This window comes from Flavobacterium luteolum, assembly GCF_027111275.1.
Taxonomy (GTDB): domain Bacteria; phylum Bacteroidota; class Bacteroidia; order Flavobacteriales; family Flavobacteriaceae; genus Flavobacterium; species Flavobacterium luteolum.
The window spans coordinates 3,685,011-3,705,185 of the sequence record NZ_CP114286.1; the positions used below are offsets into that span (position 1 = coordinate 3,685,011).

The 20,175-nt window shown below is 32.4% G+C and carries 21 protein-coding genes; 1 reads left to right on the forward strand and 20 read right to left on the reverse strand.

Features of this window, described 5'->3' with window-relative positions; all coding sequences use genetic code 11:
* Window positions 1-274: 274 nt before the first annotated feature.
* The 20 genes from OZP10_RS15705 to trmD form a co-directional block, all read right to left on the reverse strand.
* Entirely contained in the window at window positions 275-460 is a 186-nt protein-coding gene (locus OZP10_RS15705; RefSeq protein ID WP_281631725.1) for a hypothetical protein, read from the reverse strand.
* On the reverse strand, window positions 457-777 hold the full coding sequence (locus OZP10_RS15710; RefSeq protein WP_281631726.1) for a hypothetical protein: 321 nt from the start codon (window positions 775-777) through the stop codon (window positions 457-459). The genes OZP10_RS15705 and OZP10_RS15710 overlap by 4 nt, the downstream gene beginning before the upstream one ends.
* Window positions 778-951: 174 nt before the next feature.
* Window positions 952-1,392: a DUF4844 domain-containing protein gene (locus OZP10_RS15715; protein WP_281631727.1), complete on the reverse strand. Its 441-nt coding sequence runs from the start codon at window positions 1,390-1,392 to the stop codon at window positions 952-954.
* Between the two features lie 712 nt (window positions 1,393-2,104).
* Window positions 2,105-2,749 carry a tetratricopeptide repeat protein gene (locus OZP10_RS15720; protein ID WP_281631728.1) on the reverse strand — a complete coding sequence of 215 codons (645 nt, stop codon included), beginning with the start codon at window positions 2,747-2,749 and terminating at the stop codon, window positions 2,105-2,107.
* A gap of 191 nt (window positions 2,750-2,940) precedes the next feature.
* Window positions 2,941-3,396, reverse strand: coding sequence for a hypothetical protein (locus OZP10_RS15725; protein ID WP_281631729.1), 456 nt, complete (start codon window positions 3,394-3,396; stop codon window positions 2,941-2,943).
* Between the two features lie 195 nt (window positions 3,397-3,591).
* Window positions 3,592-3,951: a hypothetical protein gene (locus OZP10_RS15730; RefSeq protein WP_281631730.1), complete on the reverse strand. Its 360-nt coding sequence runs from the start codon at window positions 3,949-3,951 to the stop codon at window positions 3,592-3,594.
* A gap of 355 nt (window positions 3,952-4,306) precedes the next feature.
* Window positions 4,307-4,843 carry a hypothetical protein gene (locus tag OZP10_RS15735; RefSeq protein WP_281631731.1) on the reverse strand — a complete coding sequence of 179 codons (537 nt, stop codon included), beginning with the start codon at window positions 4,841-4,843 and terminating at the stop codon, window positions 4,307-4,309.
* Window positions 4,844-5,424: 581 nt separating this feature from the next.
* On the reverse strand, window positions 5,425-6,468 hold the full coding sequence (locus OZP10_RS15740; protein ID WP_281631732.1) for a tyrosine-type recombinase/integrase: 1,044 nt from the start codon (window positions 6,466-6,468) through the stop codon (window positions 5,425-5,427).
* Between the two features lie 86 nt (window positions 6,469-6,554).
* A complete protein-coding gene (locus OZP10_RS15745) occupies window positions 6,555-7,217 on the reverse strand; it encodes a thiamine diphosphokinase (protein WP_281631733.1) in 663 nt (220 codons plus the stop codon).
* 123 nt (window positions 7,218-7,340) lie between these two features.
* Window positions 7,341-7,787, reverse strand: a complete 447-nt coding sequence (locus OZP10_RS15750; protein ID WP_281631734.1) for a DinB family protein — start codon at window positions 7,785-7,787, stop codon at window positions 7,341-7,343.
* Between the two features lie 2 nt (window positions 7,788-7,789).
* A complete protein-coding gene (locus OZP10_RS15755) occupies window positions 7,790-8,272 on the reverse strand; it encodes a GyrI-like domain-containing protein (RefSeq protein ID WP_281631735.1) in 483 nt (160 codons plus the stop codon).
* 2 nt (window positions 8,273-8,274) lie between these two features.
* Complete coding sequence (locus tag OZP10_RS15760; RefSeq protein WP_281631736.1) at window positions 8,275-9,096, reverse strand: DUF4249 domain-containing protein; 822 nt, start codon at window positions 9,094-9,096, stop codon at window positions 8,275-8,277.
* A gap of 29 nt (window positions 9,097-9,125) precedes the next feature.
* Window positions 9,126-11,507, reverse strand: coding sequence for a TonB-dependent receptor (locus tag OZP10_RS15765; protein WP_281631737.1), 2,382 nt, complete (start codon window positions 11,505-11,507; stop codon window positions 9,126-9,128).
* 141 nt (window positions 11,508-11,648) lie between these two features.
* Window positions 11,649-13,868, reverse strand: coding sequence for an NADP-dependent isocitrate dehydrogenase (locus tag OZP10_RS15770; RefSeq protein WP_281631738.1), 2,220 nt, complete (start codon window positions 13,866-13,868; stop codon window positions 11,649-11,651).
* Between the two features lie 282 nt (window positions 13,869-14,150).
* Window positions 14,151-14,906: a hypothetical protein gene (locus OZP10_RS15775; RefSeq protein ID WP_281631739.1), complete on the reverse strand. Its 756-nt coding sequence runs from the start codon at window positions 14,904-14,906 to the stop codon at window positions 14,151-14,153.
* Window positions 14,899-15,690: a hypothetical protein gene (locus tag OZP10_RS15780; RefSeq protein ID WP_281631740.1), complete on the reverse strand. Its 792-nt coding sequence runs from the start codon at window positions 15,688-15,690 to the stop codon at window positions 14,899-14,901. The genes OZP10_RS15775 and OZP10_RS15780 overlap by 8 nt, the downstream gene beginning before the upstream one ends.
* A gap of 509 nt (window positions 15,691-16,199) precedes the next feature.
* Window positions 16,200-16,550, reverse strand: a complete 351-nt coding sequence (gene rplS / locus OZP10_RS15785) for a 50S ribosomal protein L19 (RefSeq protein ID WP_111423834.1) — start codon at window positions 16,548-16,550, stop codon at window positions 16,200-16,202.
* Between the two features lie 225 nt (window positions 16,551-16,775).
* Window positions 16,776-17,897, reverse strand: coding sequence for an agmatine deiminase family protein (locus OZP10_RS15790; RefSeq protein WP_281631741.1), 1,122 nt, complete (start codon window positions 17,895-17,897; stop codon window positions 16,776-16,778).
* 105 nt (window positions 17,898-18,002) lie between these two features.
* Window positions 18,003-18,839: an AraC family transcriptional regulator gene (locus OZP10_RS15795; RefSeq protein WP_281631742.1), complete on the reverse strand. Its 837-nt coding sequence runs from the start codon at window positions 18,837-18,839 to the stop codon at window positions 18,003-18,005.
* A 48-nt stretch (window positions 18,840-18,887) separates the two neighbouring features.
* The gene (trmD, locus tag OZP10_RS15800; RefSeq protein WP_177210464.1) at window positions 18,888-19,568 is read right to left on the reverse strand and encodes a tRNA (guanosine(37)-N1)-methyltransferase TrmD; all 681 of its coding nucleotides are present in this window, start codon (window positions 19,566-19,568) and stop codon (window positions 18,888-18,890) included.
* A gap of 181 nt (window positions 19,569-19,749) precedes the next feature.
* Between trmD and OZP10_RS15805 the strand changes: the two genes are divergently transcribed.
* The gene (locus OZP10_RS15805) at window positions 19,750-20,112 is read left to right on the forward strand and encodes a hypothetical protein (protein ID WP_281631743.1); all 363 of its coding nucleotides are present in this window, start codon (window positions 19,750-19,752) and stop codon (window positions 20,110-20,112) included.
* Window positions 20,113-20,175 lie beyond the last annotated feature (63 nt).

Here is a 20,175-nt window from a genome sequence, read left to right on the forward strand (position 1 = left end):
TGCGCACAACGTCTTGGTACTACAGCGGGTTTGGGACTAAATTAAGCCCATTCCTCGGATTTGCTAAATCATTCGGATACAAAACCATATTTCCATTAAGCCAATTGCCCAAATCCGTTGTAGTAGCTGTTAGGCGTTCGCTTTTTCTTTTGTAATAGTATGTTTTTCGGAATTCAAACCTAATTTCTTTAGGTTTGAATGGTCGTAAATATTTAAGGTAGGTTAAATAATTAATATGTGATAAATATTATAGCTATAATTGTTTTCATGATTTTTATTTTTCAAATCTCCAATTTCCTAAAATTAAAGTTATAATTACATCATTCCAAGTTTCATAGTTTAGTAGATGTGGTTCGATTGGAATTATACTTGTCGGAAACCATTTGGTATTTCCAACAATATACATTTGTGCATTATAATTTAATTTTTTGTCAAATGGATTTGTTACTTTCAACATCATTCCTTCAGGTTTGTTATTTTTAACGTTCTGCAGAAATTGAATTTGTATAGTTTTTTAGGATTCTCAATTTTTTCGACAACTTTCATTGATGATATTGTATCATTTTTAATTTCTGCTTCAATATTCAGTTGTTCGGTTGGAAAAATTTGTATAACATTTTCTTTAACAAAGTATTCTGATTTATTGATTTGTATTTGATAAAATTGCTCTTTATCAACTACTAATCTTAAAAGAAACGGCTTTCTTTCTTTAATTTCATTTTGTGAATAACAAAAATTTGCCACTAATGTTAATACTAGAAAAATTATTTCTTTCATACTTATTTTCTTTTCTGTTACTCCAAAGTGACGCCTAACGTCTTGGTACTACAGCGGGTTTGGGACTAAATTAAGCTCATTCTTCGGATTTGCCAAATCATTCCAAATACAAAACCATCTTGCCATTAAACCAATTGCCCAAATCCGTTGTAGTAGCTGTTATAGGGCGTTTTTTCAGTGTTGCTTTTGTGTTCCGTCAAAACCATATCTAAAGTTATTCAATTGTCCGTCCGAACTTTCAAGTCCAACTATGTCCATTAGTTCTTCAAAATAATAACAAATTCTTTCTTGGTTTTCGGAATCAATGTAAATACCTGTAAATCTTTCAAGTCCAATTTTGATAGCATTTTGATAGTCTTTGTCTGTTGCGTTACCTGTTTTGGCAAGTTTCTCAAAATCGTCCGCCACTAAATTTATTTTCTCTGTCAGAATAGGTTTTTGGGTTGGATCTCCAATGCCTGGATAAAATAGTTGTTCGTCTGGGATAAACTTTTCCTTGCGTTTAAATTCTTCAAATTTTGCCATTGCTTTTTCAGGTGTCTTTATTTGTCCTTGTCCACAAGCTATGAACAAAACCAAAGTCATTCCAATTAATATGTTTGTTATTTGTTTCACTATCGTTCTTTAAAATGCCCTATAACGTCCTGGCACTACAGCGGGTTTGGGACTAAATTAAGCCCATTCTTCGGATTTGCCAAATCATCCAAATACAAAACCAACTTCCCATTAAGCCAATTGCCCAAATCCGTTGTAGTGGCTGTTATGTGGGGGTTGTTTCTAGCCGATATTCCCAATTATTAATCGATTTTCAGCCTTATCTTGGCCGATTAAAAACCTAATTCTTGCCCAAATCTCGGCTAAATTTTATTCCCTTTTTCGTTTCAGTTTACACCCAAAACGATTGTTTATTTTTTATTCTCAATGAAACTTCAATATTTAAGTTTCAGTTTTCGCAATCTAATTTAAAACTCCAATTTTTAAGTTTTGTTTTTCATATTCAGTTTAGAAACCCTGAAATTCAAGTTTCTGCTTTTCAAGTTTTGCATTTCGGATTCAGTTTAGAAACTCCGACATTCAAGTTTTCAATTAAAAATCCAATTTTCACGTTTCTGAATTTCGATTTTCTGCGCAACAATTTGCTTTTAAAAAAACCTGATTTTAGCAGTAAATTTCTTTTTCAACTCCCACATAACGTTCTGGTACTACAGCGGGTTTGGGACTAAATTAAGACCATTCTTCGGATTTGCAAAATCATCCCAAATACAAAACCATTTTCCCATTAAGCCTGTTACCCAAATCCGTTGTAGTAGCTGTTGGCGGTAGTTTTTTATTTTCTTCCTACTAGTTTATCTAACCAATTTATTCGATTTTCTACAATACCAATTTTTTGCTTTCGTGGATTCCAAAGCGAATTCTTTTCTGCTTTCGAATTCTTTTCTGCTATATCTGCAAAACTTTTTGCTTGTTCAAAATTGCCTTTAAATTCTGAAATTACTGCCAAAATGGAATACATAATATAGTTTTGAACTGGAAAGATTATCGATTTTTTTTTAATTTTTTCAGTAATTATATTTTCTACTTCGTCGAAAAATTCTATTTTATTTTCACGAACTACAATTTTTGAAAAGTCTAAATCAGAACCTGATATTACGTTAGGAAATTCCTTCTCATAGTCAAGTGATTTTTTATAAAAACATATTGCCATTTCTGCATCATTTCTTAACTCATAGATTTGACCTAAAAAATTATAACACGTACTTTTTTCAATTCTATTTTCAGGATATTCTGTTAAGACTTTGTTCAGAAGTTCTTCAGCAACGACCAATAGTTCTTTGTCTTTGGTATAAACTAATTCAATGGCTTGTATTTTTAAATATTGAGCTCGTCCATCTTTTCTTGCTCGTCCAAGTTTTGCAAAGAATTCTTCTTCGTCAATTTTTGTCCAAGTTTTTCGTCTATACCAATCTGTCATTTCTGTTAATTGTTAAGTTTCTTTCGTGGTAAAATTACCGCCAACGTTCTGGTACTACAGCGGGTTTGGGACTAAATTAAGCCCATTCTTCGGGTTTGCCAAATCATCCCAAATACAAAATCAACTTCCCATTAAGCCAATTGCCCAAATCCGTTGTAGTAGCTGTTAGTGGCTGGCTTTTTTTCGTATAATTAGATATCAAGTCTGTTGTCGTTACCATAAAGAATCGCCGAGCCGTCTTCTTTTTTTGCTAAATCATAAAGTTCTTTTTGAAATCTATCAATAGCACTAGGTTCTACAATTATTTCTAATTTCAACTTGTTTTTTTCTTCTTTTCTGTATTCAGTTGATACATTACTTTCAAGGTTTATTTCCACTCCAACACGCCCACTTTTTCCAATAGAATAATATTTCATAGAAAAGTAAGCATAGCTGTCTTTTTCGCCTGCTTCATAAAATAGAACTTTGTCGTTTTCAGGAAAAGTATTTAATGATTTAGCAAATTCAGACAAGCGTTCTGATTGGTCATAAACTTCAGTTAAACCATAAAATGAAGTGTTAGATGCTGTAATTTTTAATTCAAACATATCATCATCTTTCCAGATTATTTTTAAATTCAAAAAAGATTTAGGTTTATCTGTCAACATTTTTTAGGGTTTGTTTCTTGATTTTCATTATGTTGTTTTTCGCTATGCTTGCCACTAACGTCCCGCTACTACAGCGGGTTTGGGATTAAATTAAGCCTTATTTTCGGATTTGCCAAATCATTCCAAATACAAAACCATTTTTCCATTAAGCCTATTGCCCAAATCCGTTGTAGTAGCTGTTGGCAGTAGTTTTTTCTATGGAAAGTGAATGTCGCCTTCTTCATTTACATAAGTCCATTTTGCTTTATCAATTTTTGTTATGTCGATACTCTCAACAGTTTGAAAAATCACAAATAGTGGTTTTAATTTAACAGTTCTTCTTCCACCGTAACCTAACGCTCCGACGTCAAATATTTGCTGATTAATAGTTATGTTTTTATCATCATTATTTCTGTATAATATTGTTTCGTTTGTCCAAGCACCGAAACCAATTGTAAACATAGTAAACATCAGAATGAAGAAGCAAAATCCTGCTGATAAAACGGTTAAAGTTCCAATTGTCCAATTTTTGTATTTCGAGTGGTTTCTTTTTAAAGTTCCAAAAAGTGTCAACAAAATTGCGAAAGGTAAACCTGCAAATATCAAGTTATAAAAAATGCTTTGTGTTTTATAGTTTTTAAAATAAATAGGTAAATATTGTCCAATTGTCAATGCAAAAAAGTGCAACTATAATAAAAATAATTGTTAACCAAAAAAACGTCAATCTTAAGCTTTTAATTTGTTTCATTATATTCTTGAATTCTCTTTTCTACTGCAAAATTACTGCCAACGTCTTGGTACTACAGCGGGTTTGGGACTAAATTTAGCCCATTCTTCGGATTTGCCAAATCATTACAAATACAAAACCAACTTTCCATTAAGCCTATTGCCCAAATCCGTTGTAGTAGCTGTTATGTGGCGTTTTTTTTGTTTAGTATCTCCATTCGCCGTCATCTTCTGCTTTTTTCTTAATTCCATCGATTAATGATTTCTCATCAATTATAATTTTTTCGCCTTTCAATCTTTTAAACTCTGTAAATATCTGATGCAAATCAAAATTATTCCAATTATTTAACTTGTTTAATGTGATTTTTTTCTTTGCGCTTTTGAATACTAACATATATCCAATTACACTTCCCGTTTTTGAGACACGCACTTTAATTTGAATATTTACTTTCTTAATTTTAAATTTTTCAATCCAATCTTTATCAAAATTGCTACCAAAAATATTTATCTTTTCATTTTCAAATTCAATTTTATATATAAACACTTTTGACTCATCATAAGTTATAAATAAGAAAATAATCAAAAAAAAGAGAATAAATAATATTGAAATAATACTAAATTCATTAGAAGAAAATATTGGGATTGATGCAAAAATTAAAAAGGCAAAAATTTTAGTTCCAATATCTTTTTTGCATCTTTCTTTGAATGGAATTCTTTCAGTTTCAAATATTATTTTTTCCAAAAATTTATTCGTTTTTTTCGTTAAAATGCCACATAACGTTCTCGCGCTACACGCGGTTTGGGACTAAAGTAACGTTAATTTTCGGATTAGCCAAATTCTCACAAATACAAAACCATTTTCAAATTAAGCCAATTGCCCAAATCGCTTGTAGCGTATGTTAGGAGAGGTTGCGACACGGACGAGAAGCACGAACGATTTGCCGTTCCGATTTTCGATTCCAATTTTAGCAAGTTTTCCGCCTTCTAATTTTCCGTCCAATTAGTTTCAGCATTTGAATTTCAAACTTCTGTTAAATTTCAAAAAAAGAGACAAAAAAAATCCGCTTTCGGTTGTCCAAAAAGCGGTTTACGTTTTGTTTGTCCGCAACATTTTTTGCGCTCAATTTTGGTCAGCTTGCTTTAGATGTTTTTAGTTTTTTCCGTTTCTAAAATCCTTATTAAATTCATCTGTTGTTCGTCCACGGAGCAATCTCTCCTAACTAGTATATATGTATGACAAAATCATACAAAGCTACTCAGTTTTGGGCAGATATGTATGATAAACGTCGTGCTTTATTTTTAAATCAAATATATGATAATTCTTTATAATTCGTCAAAAGGACTCTTAATTTGTTGAATATTTTTAGTGCTTACATGTGTATAGATTTCAGTAGTTTTGCTGCTGCTATGACCTAATAATTCTTGTATATAACGCAGATCAGTTCCACTTTCTAATAAATGTGTGGCATAGCTGTGGCGCATCCAGTGGAGGGTTACTGGTTTTGTATTGCCAACTTTTTGTAGGGCTTGCTTCAAAACACTTTGCAAGCTCTGTTCTGAATACTTTTCTCCAGAATTTTGACCTTCAAACAGCCAAATGCTCGGTTTGTATATCATATAATATTCTCGAAGCATTTGTAATATTTTAGGTGATAAGGGCGAAATTCGGTCTTTTTTGCCTTTCGCTTGTCTAATAATAACGATTCCTCTCTTGGAATCAATGTCAGAAGGTTTTAAATTTAGAAGTTCACTTCGGCGCAAGCCACAACTATAAATCAATGAAAGCATTGTTTTGTGTTTGATGTTAGAATGTGCATTCAAAATCAATTTTATTTCTGCTTTGCTCAAAACGTTGGGTAAAATTTTTGACCTTTTGGGGCGATGAATCTTGTCAATTTCTATTTTGGTGTTGCGTACCGTAATGAAAAATAATTTCAAGGCATTGACGATTTGATTTTGATAGGAAGAAGAAAGGTTGTTTGTAAGAATATATTCGTTGTTGTAAATAAATACGTCTTCATTGGTAATTTCTGAAATGTTTTTTTCTCGATAAAATATCAAAAAAGATTTTAAAGCTTCAGAATACGTTTTGATAGTGTTCGGACTGTATCTCTTAGAAGAAAGCCATTGAACGAATTTTTTTATTTGCTCGAAACCCTCCTCTGAAGGAAAAGAATGAGAAAGAGGAACTAAACGAAATTTTACCCTGTTTTCAGTCGTATCAGGTAGATGCCAAACACCTAAAGTTTGACTCCAACGCGAACCTGTCAACTTTTTTATTCGAGTTATTAAGTCAGCATTTTTTTCAAAATAAACCGCAATTCTTTTTTCTTTTTTATGGATGATAATTTTAGCTTCCCAATTCATAAATATAAATTTCAGGTTGTGAAAGTAAGAAAAAAGCCTCAGTATTAAAAATACTTCCTTGGAATCAGCTTGCTCAAAAGGAAAAATTAATCAAAACACTCCATTAAAAGCAAATCTCCGTCGCGATGTGTTATGGTTACAATTCCGTCTTGTTCAACAGAATTACTGCTTCCGGTTCTGTAGCCCATTGTGAGCGTATCGTTTTTTAATTCGTATTTTAAATTGGTTGAAGAAATTCCGTTAACGACACCAATTGGAATTAACGAAATAGGTGTTTTTGCGGTATACCATTTTTCGAATTTTGTTGGCAGCAAGAATATTTTAGAATGATCGTCGAGAATTACAATTTTGAGTAAATTTCTGTAGCGAACAATCTGCGTTAGGTTTGTAATCGTATGATCTGCGCGTTTTCCAGTTGCCCAAACGACATTTGCGGCAGGAATTTTTCTTTCAATAAGATAATCAAAAGCTTTTTCTAAATCTGTTTTATCTTGATCGGGTGTGTGAACGATTTCGATTGGAAATTGCGAAGTTTTATAAATTTCAGGATCAAAACCACGGTCAAAATCACCTAATAAAACATCTATTTTTATACCTAATTCAATTACTCTTTCTATAGCCGAATCTAAAACAACAACCAGTGGAGACCATTCTAGTAATTGTCCTAATAATTCAGGATCACAGGCTGCGCCATTTGCAATTATTAAAGCTGGTTCCTGATCGTCTCGGACTATATGATGTGATGACATAAGTGTTTTTTGAATGTGGTGCTAAGTTACAGCTACAATTTTAGATTTCTATTTTTTTGCCACAGATTTCACAGATTAATGGGATTAATCATTTTAATTCCTTTAATCTGTGGCAAAAAAAAACTAAAAATCAAGCAACCTTCTATGGTAATTTATCTGTCCTAAATGATAGGCTAAATGGGTAGAAAGATGAATTAAAAAGAAACCTGTTTTCATTTCTTTTTCAAAAACAATCTGCGGATAAATTTTTTCTAAATCTGTTTCTGTTAAGGAATCTAGAGCATTATTTACTACTAAAATCGTGTTTTCAATTTTCTGGATTAATTCTGTTTTTGAAACATCTTTTAATGAAAATTCTAAAGGACGATTTCGAATATAACCAGTTTTGCCAATTTCAGCGCCGATGTAGGTATTTAGATTTCCAATTAAATGAAGGCATAGATTTCCTGCTGAATTGGAGATATTTTTGTCAACTACCCAAATCGTTTTTTCGTTTTGATACGATCCAATTTCTTCTCTTAATTTGTTTAAATCTCGATTGAAAAGTGTTTTTAGAGTTTCTAGAACCATAATTAATTTCTGCTTTTTATCGGAATCCAGATTTCTTCTTCAGAATTAGGATCGTCTTTTTTATACTTTTCATTCATTACAGCAAAATGCGGTCTATTGTCTACCGTGTATTCAGAATTTGGAAGCCATTCTGCAAAAATATAATGATAGGTTTGATGAGCTTCTGTCGCTGGCCCTAAATGAAGAAAAACAGCATATAAACCATGAGGAATAGTTAAAGTTTGCATTCCTTCTGGAATAGTTAAATAATCTGAAACTTCTACGGCAGCCCATTTTTGAAAACTGTCATTAGGGTCAAAATTATCAAAATGATTTTCTGCGTAAACTTCTAAAGAATATAAATTGGCATTAATTGTATTTTTTATTTCTTTTCGATTTGGCATAAAACCATTCCATAATTGAAAAGTTTTATTCTCAATAAAAGACATTTCTATGAAATGTCCAAGGAGTTTTTTTTCGGTTAAGTTTCTAATGATAGGTTTCATAATTACTTAATTTTGTAATTTTCTGTACTGGTTTCACTTAGAGAGAAATAGCCTAACGGATAATTATCTTTATTGGTTACATTGATCATATTTCCTTTTACGGTTGCAGGAGGAGACTGAAATGGTCCTCCAACAGTGCTTCCTGCAATGCTGACCAAAATATTCATATAATTATAGTACTGTTTTGAAATCCCGTAATGTTTGATTTCAATTTCATTTCCAATTATTAAATCTTCATCGTCTGAAAGGCTAAAAAATTCATTGCCATTAAAAAATTTATCTTCGTCTACATAGAAAGTTGATTTAACTTTATTTGAGTATAAATATTTGTATAAATAAAAATTATCTGTATCGGCAGGATCAGTATAAAAAGCTTTTATTTCAATGTCTTTTCCAGTAAAACCGCCTTGATTATTTTGTTCTATGCGGGTAATGGGAGCTACTGATTTTAAAGTTTCTGTTCCGATATATCTACTTCCTCGGCTAATTACAGTTAACGTATATTGTTCATCGATAACGGGTGTAAAATTTATGCATGAATATTGGCCAGTCTTTTTAATTTCGATAAAATTAAATCTTTCCTTTTTACTATTTTCTATATAAATAATTGCTCCAGAAACGGTTGGAATTTTATTCTCAAAATAACCCGTTGTAGTTGTCAGCTTTATTGTCTGCTCATTTCCTGTTGTTCCTTTCTCCCAGGTAATAGCCGCTTCTATTACCAATTTCGGAGGAGCTGTATCTAAATCAACATCCACAACCTTTTCGCAGCTTGCGAAAAATAGAGATGTGAAAAGCACGATTAAAAAAACTAATTTTTTCATATATATGTTTTTAGTCTCTAAACTTATTTTTAGAATTTGAAATTATAACTAACAGCTGGAACAATTCCGAAAATTGATAGCTGAACAGCTTCATTCAAACCGGTGTCCGTATTTTGACGAAAATTGATTGAGGCTGCATTCATGCGATTGTAAAGGTTGTAAATACTGAATACCCATTCGCCTTTCCAATTTCTATCTTTATTTTTGCTTGGAGTTAAAGTTGCTGAAATATCCAAATGATGATAGGCAGGAAGTCTATTTTCATTTCGCAAACCATAACTTGGCACTGTGATTCCTAAATATTCGTACTGCCCATTCGGATAAGTAACAGGCTGTCCTGACTGCAAAGCAAAGTTAGCACCAAATGACCATTTTTCGTTTAAATTATAAGCAGATGTAATGGCAAGATTATGAGTTTTATCATAAGCTGAAGCGTACCATTGACCATTGTTAATTCCGATTTCTTCAGGAGTTCTTCCAGGAGTCTGCTGTTCAGATTTTGATAATGTATACGAAATCCATCCATTAAATTTGCCTTTGTTTTTCTTTATCATAAGCTCTAAACCATACGAACGCATGTGACCGTTTAAAATAACTTGTTCAATGGCATTGTTGGCAATTAAATCGGCTCCATCTATATAATCTAATCTATTTTGAATTTTCTTGTAATAGGTTTCTACTTCTAAAGAATAGGCATCATTATAAATGTTTCTAAAGTATCCTAACGCCACCTGATCTGCGAGTTGAGGTTTAATGTAATTATCACTCGGCATCCAGACATCCAGCGGAGTAGGAGATGAGGTGTTTGAAATTAACTGAAGATATTGCGCCATTCTGTTGTAGCTCGCTTTTATAGATTGGTCTTCATTTAATTGGTAAGAAAGAGAAAAACGAGGTTCAAAATTATCATAACTCTGAATGACTTTGTTTTGGCTGAAGTATTTTGTTGAAGTCGGCGTGCCTTTTTCGTAAATCTGCATATCATTATTAAAAACTACTGCTTGATTGTTGTCATAATAATTAATAGTTGAAGCTCCTAATCTGTAAAATAAGCTGTAGCGTAATCCGTAAGCCACCGTGATTTTTTTAGAAAGCTGACTTTCTGCATCCAAATAAACAGAAGGTTCAAAAGCATATTTTTTGTCTAATTGATCAGGATTTATCCCAGAATCTTCAGAAGTTGGTTTTATGGTTCCGGGATTAAAATCATAATAAATACCGTTTACGCCATAATTTAGTTTTAGTTTATCTGAAAGATAATGCTTGAAATCGTATTTGATATTGTAGTTTTTGATTCCAGAATCCCAATTGAATCCCACAAAATCAAGATCTAGTCCGTAATAATAGTCACTGTAAATTAAAGAGAGATTGGAGAATAATTTATTAGAATACAAATGATTCCATCTTAGGTTTAAAGTTGAATTTCCGTACGTATTGGTAAAGCTTTTGTTTAAACTGAAAACGTCACGTCCAAAATAGCCTGATAAATATAAACTGTTATTATCATTGAGCTTATAGCTTAATTTGGTGTTTAAATCATAAAAATAGGCAGAGTTATTTTTGTTGTCTTCAGATAGTTTTAAAAAAAGATGGGCGTAAGAAGCTCGTCCGCCAATCAAAAAAGAACCTTTGTCTTTTACAATTGGGCCTTCAGCCAGTAAACGGCTTGAAATTAGTCCGATACCGCCATTCATATGGAAATCTTTACTGCTTCCGTCTTTTTGATAGATTTCTAAAACCGAAGAAGCTCTACCGCCATAACGTGCAGGAATTCCACCTTTATACAATTTTAAATCCTTTATAGCATCGGGATTAAAAACAGAAAAGAATCCGAAAACGTGAGAAGAATTAAAGATAGTTGCTTCGTCTAAAAGAATGAGATTTTGGTCTGCACCGCCTCCGCGAACATTAAATCCAGAAGCGCCTTCGCCCGCATTGGTTACACCAGGAAGTAACAAAATCGATTTTATAACGTCAACTTCTCCTAAAACAACCGGCATTTTCTTTATGGTTGAAATGGAGAGTTTATTCACGCTCATTTCTGGCGATTTGACATTTATTTTACCTTTATTTTCAGTAATAACAACTTCTTGCAGTTCTTCGCCACCTTCTTTAATTGAGAAATTGCTTTTTGTATCTTGATGTAAAGAAATATGTTTCTGAATGGTTTGATAGCCAACATAGCTGATTTCGATGTCGTATTCTCCTTTAGGAACAGAAAGGGAATAAAAACCATATTCGTTGGTTGTAGTTCCTATCTTTAGGGACGGAATAAAGATATTAACTCCAATTAAAGTTTCGTTGTTTTTGCTGTCACTGATTATTCCACTTAAAGTGAATTTTTCCTGCGCAAATGAGGTGAAAATCGTAAGAATAAAAAGAAAAAATGTGCAGGTCTTTTTTGTAATCATTATATTGATTTTGATTTACATAGTTAACAAATTCTTACTACATATTCTTACGGAATTTTTGTTAAACATAAGTTAAGAAAAAAAAGGACAACTTTGAGAGTTGTCCTTTTACTTATTTAGAAATACAAAATGTATTCTGAATTATTTGATTTTAGCAACAATAGCGTTGAAAGTTTCGCTTGGACGCATTGCTTTGCTTACCAATTCTGGTGTTGGTTGGTAGTAACCGCCAATGTTTTGAGGTTTACCTTGAGCACCAATTAATTCAGCATCGATTTTAGCTTCGTTAGCTTCAAATTCAGCTGCAATTGGAGTAAAGATCGCTTTTAATTCAGCATCTTTAGTTTGAGCAGCCAAAGCTTGAGCCCAGTAGAATGCTAAATAGAAGTGAGAACCACGGTTATCAATCTGACCCACTTTACGAGCTGGAGATTTATCGTTTGCTAAGAATTTATCGTTTGCTTGGTCTAAAGTTTCAGATAAAACAATTGCTTTAGAATTATCTAAAGTTTGTCCTAAATGCTCTAATGAAGCACCAAGAGCTAAAAATTCTCCTAATGAATCCCAACGTAAGTATCCTTCTTCTGTAAATTGCTCAACGTGTTTAGGAGCAGAACCTCCAGCACCAGTTTCGAACAATCCACCACCATTCATTAAAGGAACGATAGAAAGCATTTTAGCAGAAGTTCCTAATTCTAAAATTGGGAATAAATCTGTTAAGTAGTCACGTAAAACGTTTCCTGTTACAGAAATAGTATCTAAACCTTTGATGATTCTGTCTAAAGTAAATTCAGTAGCAGCAATCGGGTTTAAAATACGGATATCTAGATTTGTAGTATCGTAGTCTTTAAGGTATTTTTGAACTTTTATGATCAATTCTCTATCGTGTGCTCTGTTTTCGTCTAACCAGAAAACAGCAGGAGTGCTAGATAAACGAGCTCTGTTTACAGCCAATTTAACCCAGTCTTGAATAGGAGCGTCTTTAGCCTGACACATTCTGAAAATGTCATTAGCTTCAACGTTTTGCTCCATTAAAACATTTCCGTTTGCATCAACAACACGTACAACTCCGTCAGCTTTCATTTGGAAAGTTTTGTCGTGAGATCCGTATTCTTCAGCTTTTTGAGCCATTAATCCAACGTTAGGAACACTTCCCATTGTTTTTGGATCAAAAGCACCGTGTTTTTTACAGAAATCAATAGTTGCAGTATAAACTCCAGCGTAAGAACGGTCAGGAATAACAGCAAATGTATCTTGTGCTTTACCTTCTTTGTTCCACATTTGTCCAGAAGTACGGATCATTGCTGGCATAGAAGCATCAACAATTACGTCAGATGGAACGTGTAAGTTTGTAATTCCTTTATCAGAATTAACCATTGCTAAAGCTGGACCGTTTGCGATTGCTTGATCGATAGCAGCTTCAACTTCTGCTTGCTCAGGTCTTCCAGCAATTTTAGCGTAGATATCACCTAAACCGTTTCTTGTATCAACATTTAATTCAGCGAATAAAGAAGCGTATTTTTTGAAAACATCTGCAAAATATACTTCAACGATAGCGCCAAAGATAATTGGATCAGAAACTTTCATCATTGTAGCTTTTAAGTGTACAGAAAGTAAAACTCCTGCAGCTTTTGCTTCAGCGATTACATCAGCAGCAAAAGCTTTTAATTTGCTTACGCTTAAAACTGAACTGTCGATAATTTCTCCAGCTTTTAATGGAGTACTTGCTTTAAGAACAGTTGTTGAACCATCTTTAGCAACAAATTCGATTTTTACATCATTTGCTTCATTTACAGTCAATGATTTTTCACTTCCGTAAAAATCACCGCCTGACATAGAAGCTACTTTAGTTTTTGAGTCAGCAGACCAAGCACCCATTGAGTGTGGATTTGCTTTTGCAAAGTTTTTAACTGCTCTTGGAGCTCTACGGTCAGAGTTTCCTTCACGTAAAACAGGGTTTACAGCAGAACCTAATACTTTTGCATATTTAGCTTTAATTTCCTTTTCAGCGTCGTTTTGAGGATCTTCTGGGAAATTTGGTACGTTGTATCCGTGCGATTGTAATTCAGCAATTGCCGCTTTTAATTGCGGTACAGATGCTGAAATGTTTGGTAATTTGATAATGTTTGCTTCTGGCTGAGTTGCTAATTGGCCTAATTCTGCCAAAGCATCTCCAGTTTTTTGAGCATCTGTCAAAGAATCTGGGAAGTTTGATAAAATTCTTCCTGCCAGCGAAATATCTCTGGTTTCGATTTCAATTCCAGCTGTTGCTGTAAAAGCTTGAACAATTGGTAACAAAGAGTACGTTGCCAATAAAGGCGCCTCATCAGTTAAGGTGTAAAAAATTTTTGATTTATTCATTTTCTTTTTTTTTTATAATCGTATCGTCAGGAGTTAACGATGTAAAAGATATATTCGGCTCAAAATGAGCGGAGCAAATATAATAAAATCACAACGAAAACGGTTGAGTTTTGAAGAGAAAAGATGAAATTAACAGATTGTTATTTCGAGCTCGTTAAATTGCTAAATCGATGATTTTGGTATTAAAAAATTACGGTTTTGTTAGTGTTGAAAATTGAACATAAAAAAAACTCGTTTCAAGCAGTATGAAACGAGTTTTTTATAACATCTCAGCGTAAATTATTATCTACTTATTTCTTTTTCAATAAATTCTTTATACTTGTTAAGATTAGAAATCGAATCTTCCGTTAATTCAAACTTATACTCGTATTGCGGAAACTTACTAGGATAACCTTTGATAAATTGGGAGTTAAATATAGCTCTTATTTTTAATGCTTTCAATTTTTTTATTGAATCAAGATGTTTAGAAAGGGTGAAACTTGTACTTTTCATTTTGTTTGAAAAGTATACTATTATGGTGTCAGGATAGGATACATCTATTTTGGTTTTACATTTATATTTTTCTATTAATTTATAGCCATTTTGGTCTTTTTTAGAGCTAATCAATTGCATAATTGAAGGAATGAAAAAGGTCTGGTTATAATATGCTCTTTTACTCAAAATAGAATCCATTCTAACTCTTTTTCCGGTTTTAGCATTCAGAGAATCATAATAGTATCCATATTGCTCTTTTTCTTTAAGCAGAAAGTATCTGTTAATTACTTTTTCATCAATAGTTGCTGAATCGTTTTGAATACTAAATATGTCTCCAAATTCATATAAGGCATAATTTTTATAATTAATGACCGCAGCACTGTCATTTAGTATAAAAAAACTTGCATCAGATTTAAAAACGGGAAAACTATTATGTATATATGTTTTGGTAATTTCATTTTTTTCAGTCTTTCTGATGAAAGATGATACAATAAATGAAAATATTGTAAGCCCAAAAACAGCTAATGTTATTTTTAAGCTTACAGTTTTATTAATTTTAGTCATTTATATTGAAATTATGTACAGCGCTATAATTATGTTCTTTTGAAACGGGTTTGCCACATAAAGTGCTTGAAAAAATGACGTTATAGTTTAGATCCATAATAGAATTATATTGTCCGATGGTTGGTTGAGCGTATATTAAAGTGTTTGATATCTCCCCTCCAGCGACAACTCCTTCTTTATAAATTGTATTGTGTGTTAAGCTTACCCATTGCCATTGCAAAGAAGGGTTAGAATTTGTGACTTTTTGATGTATGCCAGTTTCACTAGAATTTAAAGTATATCCTGGTCCTGTAAAAATTACCCATTTGTAATTTTTTCTTCTTGTTGTGTTGTTTTCTTCTTTAATTGTTGATTCTAAAAATTCTGAGGTTGGGTAAGAAGAATTGATAAGCTCTTCCATACTTTCTTCGCATGGGGTTGGTTCTGGATTAGGATTGTCGCCATAACCACCTGATCCTCCACCATTATCGCCACCACCACCTTGGTCAGGACATGAGATTAAATAGATTACATCAAAACTACCGTCATCATAAGTTTTAACTAGATAAAGACAAACTTGTTCTTCAAGTTTCGTTTTGTTGCTTGTTGAAGTTATAGATTTTTTTGAAATTGTACTATAAGAATCTATCTTATCATCAATATTTAAGACGGTTACAGTGCCTTCAAAATCTGTTTTTATGTTGTAAAAATTAAATTTTTCATCTGTAACGTCAAAATTTTCTTTTTCACTTGTGATTAAAACATGCGATAGTTTGAATGTAAGTTTATTGTCTTTAATAAACATTAATCTATTGTAAGATTTAATTATTTTATCTCCTTTTTTTATTTCTGTATTATTGTTTAAAGTAATAGGAACCTCTACAACCTTCCCTTTGCTACCATCAGTTATTATGGCTTGATCCCAATCAATTTGTTTAGTGTAATTCAGAATTGTTAATTTTGGATTATTTTTTTCAAGCCAATTTTTTGCTTCAATAACCGCTGGGTCGGCATTAGATTGGACTGTACTTTCATTTTCACAATTTGAAAAAATAATTGAAAAAAGTAATAAACATAAAATTTTGATAGTTTTTTTTGGTTTTCATAGTGTTAATACTGTTAAATGTTTGTTAATAGCTACAAATGTAAGTAAAATTTTATGATTTAAATTTATTATTGAAAAAAAATTTCAGTTTAAAGATAAATAAAGCGGTAGAGAGAACTTTCTAAATAGTTTCCATAAGTTTTAAAAACAAAAAAAGTCCCAAATCTGAAATATCAGTTTGGGACTTTTGTACTTTAGAAAAAAATAAATTATCTTCTTTTATCTTTAATCTTAGCTTTTTTACCAGTAAGTTGTCTGAAGTAGAAAATTCTAGCTCTACGTACAGCACCTTTCTTGTTGATTTCAATTTTTTGTAAAGCTGGTAAGTTTACTGGGAAGATACGCTCAACACCAACAGATCCAGACATTTTACGAATAGTAAAAGTTTCTGTAACACCAGAACCTCTTCTTTGAATAACAACTCCTTTAAAAAACTGAGTTCTTGTTTTTTCACCCTCTTTAATTTCGTAGAAAACAGTGATTGTGTCTCCAGCTCCGAAATCTGGGAAATCTTTTTTAGCAACGAATTCGTCTTGAACGAATTTTAATAAATCTGCCATGATAATTTAAATTATGGTTTTTATATTAGAGCAACATTCACGGATCTCGCCAGAGGTTGGTCAAATTCGGGTGCAAATATAGTTTGAAAAAAATGAAATTCCAAGAAATAAAATTCTAAATTCTATTTTTTTAATTGTCTGATTATTTGTGGGTTAGTATTTAGTCTCAATCACGGTTTGCGTTATTAAGACCGAGACTGTAAACTGAGACTGTAAACTGTAAACTCACTTCGGCTGTTGCTGTGTAACACAATGAATCATTCCTCCATTTGCATATAAATTGCGAACATCAATGCCAATTACTTTTCGAGTCGGATACAAACTTTGAATTAGCTGATTGGCAACTATATCGTTCGGGTCATTATAATTCGGAACCAGAACAACCGTGTTTCCAATATAAAAGTTTACATAAGAACCTTTGTACCCTAAGTTTTTACCGTAAGTTGTCACAACATTATTTTTAGACAATGGCAATTTTAAGAAAGTAAAATTTTTACCGTTTTTATCTTTCGAATTGTATAAAGTGCTAATGTCATTTTGAGGAACTTCCCAATATTGCAAATCATTTTCATTCATGGTTACAATGGTATTTTTATTTCCAAAACGAGCAAATCCATCAATATGCATATCAGTAATTTCCCTGCCAGCTTTGCCGTCTAGCCAAATAAAATGTGTTACGCCAAGATATTTTTTAAAATTCGATTCGGCCTGTTGCTGCGTCATTGAAGGGTTTCGGTTTGAATTTAGAATCGAACTTTTGGTAGCCATTAAAGTGCCATTTCCGTCTATTTCTACAGCTCCACCTTCATTGATCATTGTTTTGTTTAAATCTAAAACCGTGATTTTTTGTTCTGCAGCGATTTCTGAAGGAATTGTATTGCAATTTTGAAAAGCGGCTTTTTTGCCCCAACCATTAAATCCCCAATCTTGAATAACCAATTGATTGTTTTTGTCTTTTACATAAATTGGTCCATTATCTCTTACCCAAACATCATCGGTTTTATAAATTTTAAATTCTATAGAAGATAATGTGACTCCTGATTCTTGTAATAAAGCTTCAATTCGGCTTTTTTCGACAAGGTCGTAGGCAATAATAAAAACTTTTTCACTTGTTATTAATGATTTAGTCATGGCAATCCATGTAGCATCTAAATCATTTCTATAATCAATTCCATATTGATATTGATGTGGCCACTGAAGCCAAGTTCCTTCATGCGGAGCCGATTCTTCTGGCATTGTATACATAACTTCGGTATTTTCTATTTTATCTGCAATTGTATTCATTTCATCTCCTTGACAAGAAGAGATTAGAGGAATTAATAATAATGTTAAAAAAAGCTTTTCCATCTTAGTTGTTTTATTTTTAAATGTTTAATGCCATTTTTTATCGATAATTTGACAAGACAAAAGTATTTCTAAATAGTAATTGCGAAGTTGTCCAAAATGGACAATTTAAATAAGAGGAATATAAATAGCTGTAAGATAATCGGCTGGCGTTTTGCAATTTGAATCGTTTTTGATATACTGTTCAATAACTGGTAAATGAGATATTTCGAAATCATTACTAAGAAACCATCCGCCAAAAATTTGCTGATAAGTGTCTTCTAGGGTTTTATAAGATCCGTGATGAAGAAAACGCGCATATCTACCTCCAAAAAGTTTTTTTGTTGGAAGATTTCTAATAATGGCTTCAGTAACAATGCAAGCTTCATAAGTGCATTTCGATTTCTCGGTAATTAAAATATCGTCTGTAATAATACCGAAGAAATCGGAAATAGGCTCGGCTATTTCATTTTCTAATAAAGAATCCCAAAGATTTTCTATTTCAGGATTAATGTATGAGGTTTTACAGCTGGAATAATAAGCTGTTATTTCGGGAACAAAAACAATTTCGGGTTCTAAAATACAAACAATATGTTCTTCGCTTTTGGGATAATCATTTAGCAGCAATTCTTTTTGATTTCGTGCCGCAGAAGGAGAAGATTTAAAATGTTTTTTAAAAGTTTTGGAAAAAGACTGTACATCAGCAAAACCAATCTCAAGAGCAATATCAGAGATTTGTTCATTAGAATATAAAAGCTTTTTATATCCGTTTTCTACTTTCAGCCGAGTCTGGTAAGCGCCAATGGTTTCTTGAAACAAAGAATAAAAAACGCGCTGTAAATTTCTGTAAGAGTAACTAGAAATATCTTCAACAGCACTTATTGAGATAATTTGATTGTAATTTGTCTCAATATAATTGCGAGTATTATAAATGTGTTTTAGATTCATTTTTTTTCTAGTTTTCATTCTCACTTTTATCAGACTGAATATTGCGACTGAAAACTGAACACTTTTCTAATGACCTTCCAATAAATCTGGACGTCTATTTTTAGTGTGTTCGTATGCCTTGTCTTCACGCCATTTGTCAATTTTAGCCGCATGACCGCTGGTTAAAACCTCTGGAACTTTCCATCCTTTATAGTCTGCAGGTCTTGTGTATATTGGGCCTGAAAGCAAATTGTCTTGAAAACTATCTGTTAATGCTGAGGTTTCGTCGCTTAAAACACCAGGAATTAATCGAATTAAGGCGTCTGATAAAACTATTGCGCCCAATTCTCCTCCAGACAAAACGTAATCGCCAATTGAGATTTCTTTTGTGATAAAATGATCTCTAACTCTTTGATCAACACCTTTGTAATGTCCGCATAAAATGATAATGTTTTCGTACATAGACATTTTATTTGCCATTTTCTGATTTAAAGTTTCACCATCAGGAGACATATAAATCACCTCGTCATATTCACGCTGGCTTTTCAAATGTGTAATGCAATCATCGATAGGCTGAATCGTCATTACCATTCCCGCACCTCCGCCAAAAGGATAATCGTCTACACTTTTCTGTCTGTTTGTGCTATAATCACGAAGATTGTGAAAATGCACTTCGACCAAACCTTTATCAATGGCGCGTTTCATAATTGAAGCCTCAAACGGACTTCTTAATAATTCAGGTAAGAGAGTAATAATGTCAATTCGCATCTTTATTCGATAATTTTCTTGTCGGCAAAGATACAAATAATGCTAATGAGTCATTTGCTAATAATTATATAACATACCTATTAAATTATGTAAAAGTTAATTTCGTAACTTTATTTATCATTACATTCCTAATTATCAGTTTATAACGACCAAAAACCAAACATAAATTCAAATGCTTATTATGAAAAAAACAATAGTAATGTCCGCATTTCTTGCACTCTTTATATTCTCCTGTGCAAGTACCAGCTCAACTACAGTCGCTGTGGGGGAAGCTAAAACTAAAGTGCTAAAAAAACTGGGAAATCCAGTAAGAACTTTAAATAATAATCAAAATGGAGAAATTCTTGTTTATGCCGATCAGATTTTTGACAGAGAGAACTCCGATGGATCAAAAATTGCTGGACCAAATTACTGGCGTTACAATTATGTCTATATAAGCAAAGAAGGTAAAGTCACCTCGACACGTCAGGAGAAACAAAATTATCCACCACAGGCAATTGATTCTCAGAAAATGCAGGGAATGAATTTGTTGACTGCAAAATAATTTTTTTTAGAAATATCTTTAAGTAATTCGTATTTTTATAGTTAATCATAAAAATACGAATTG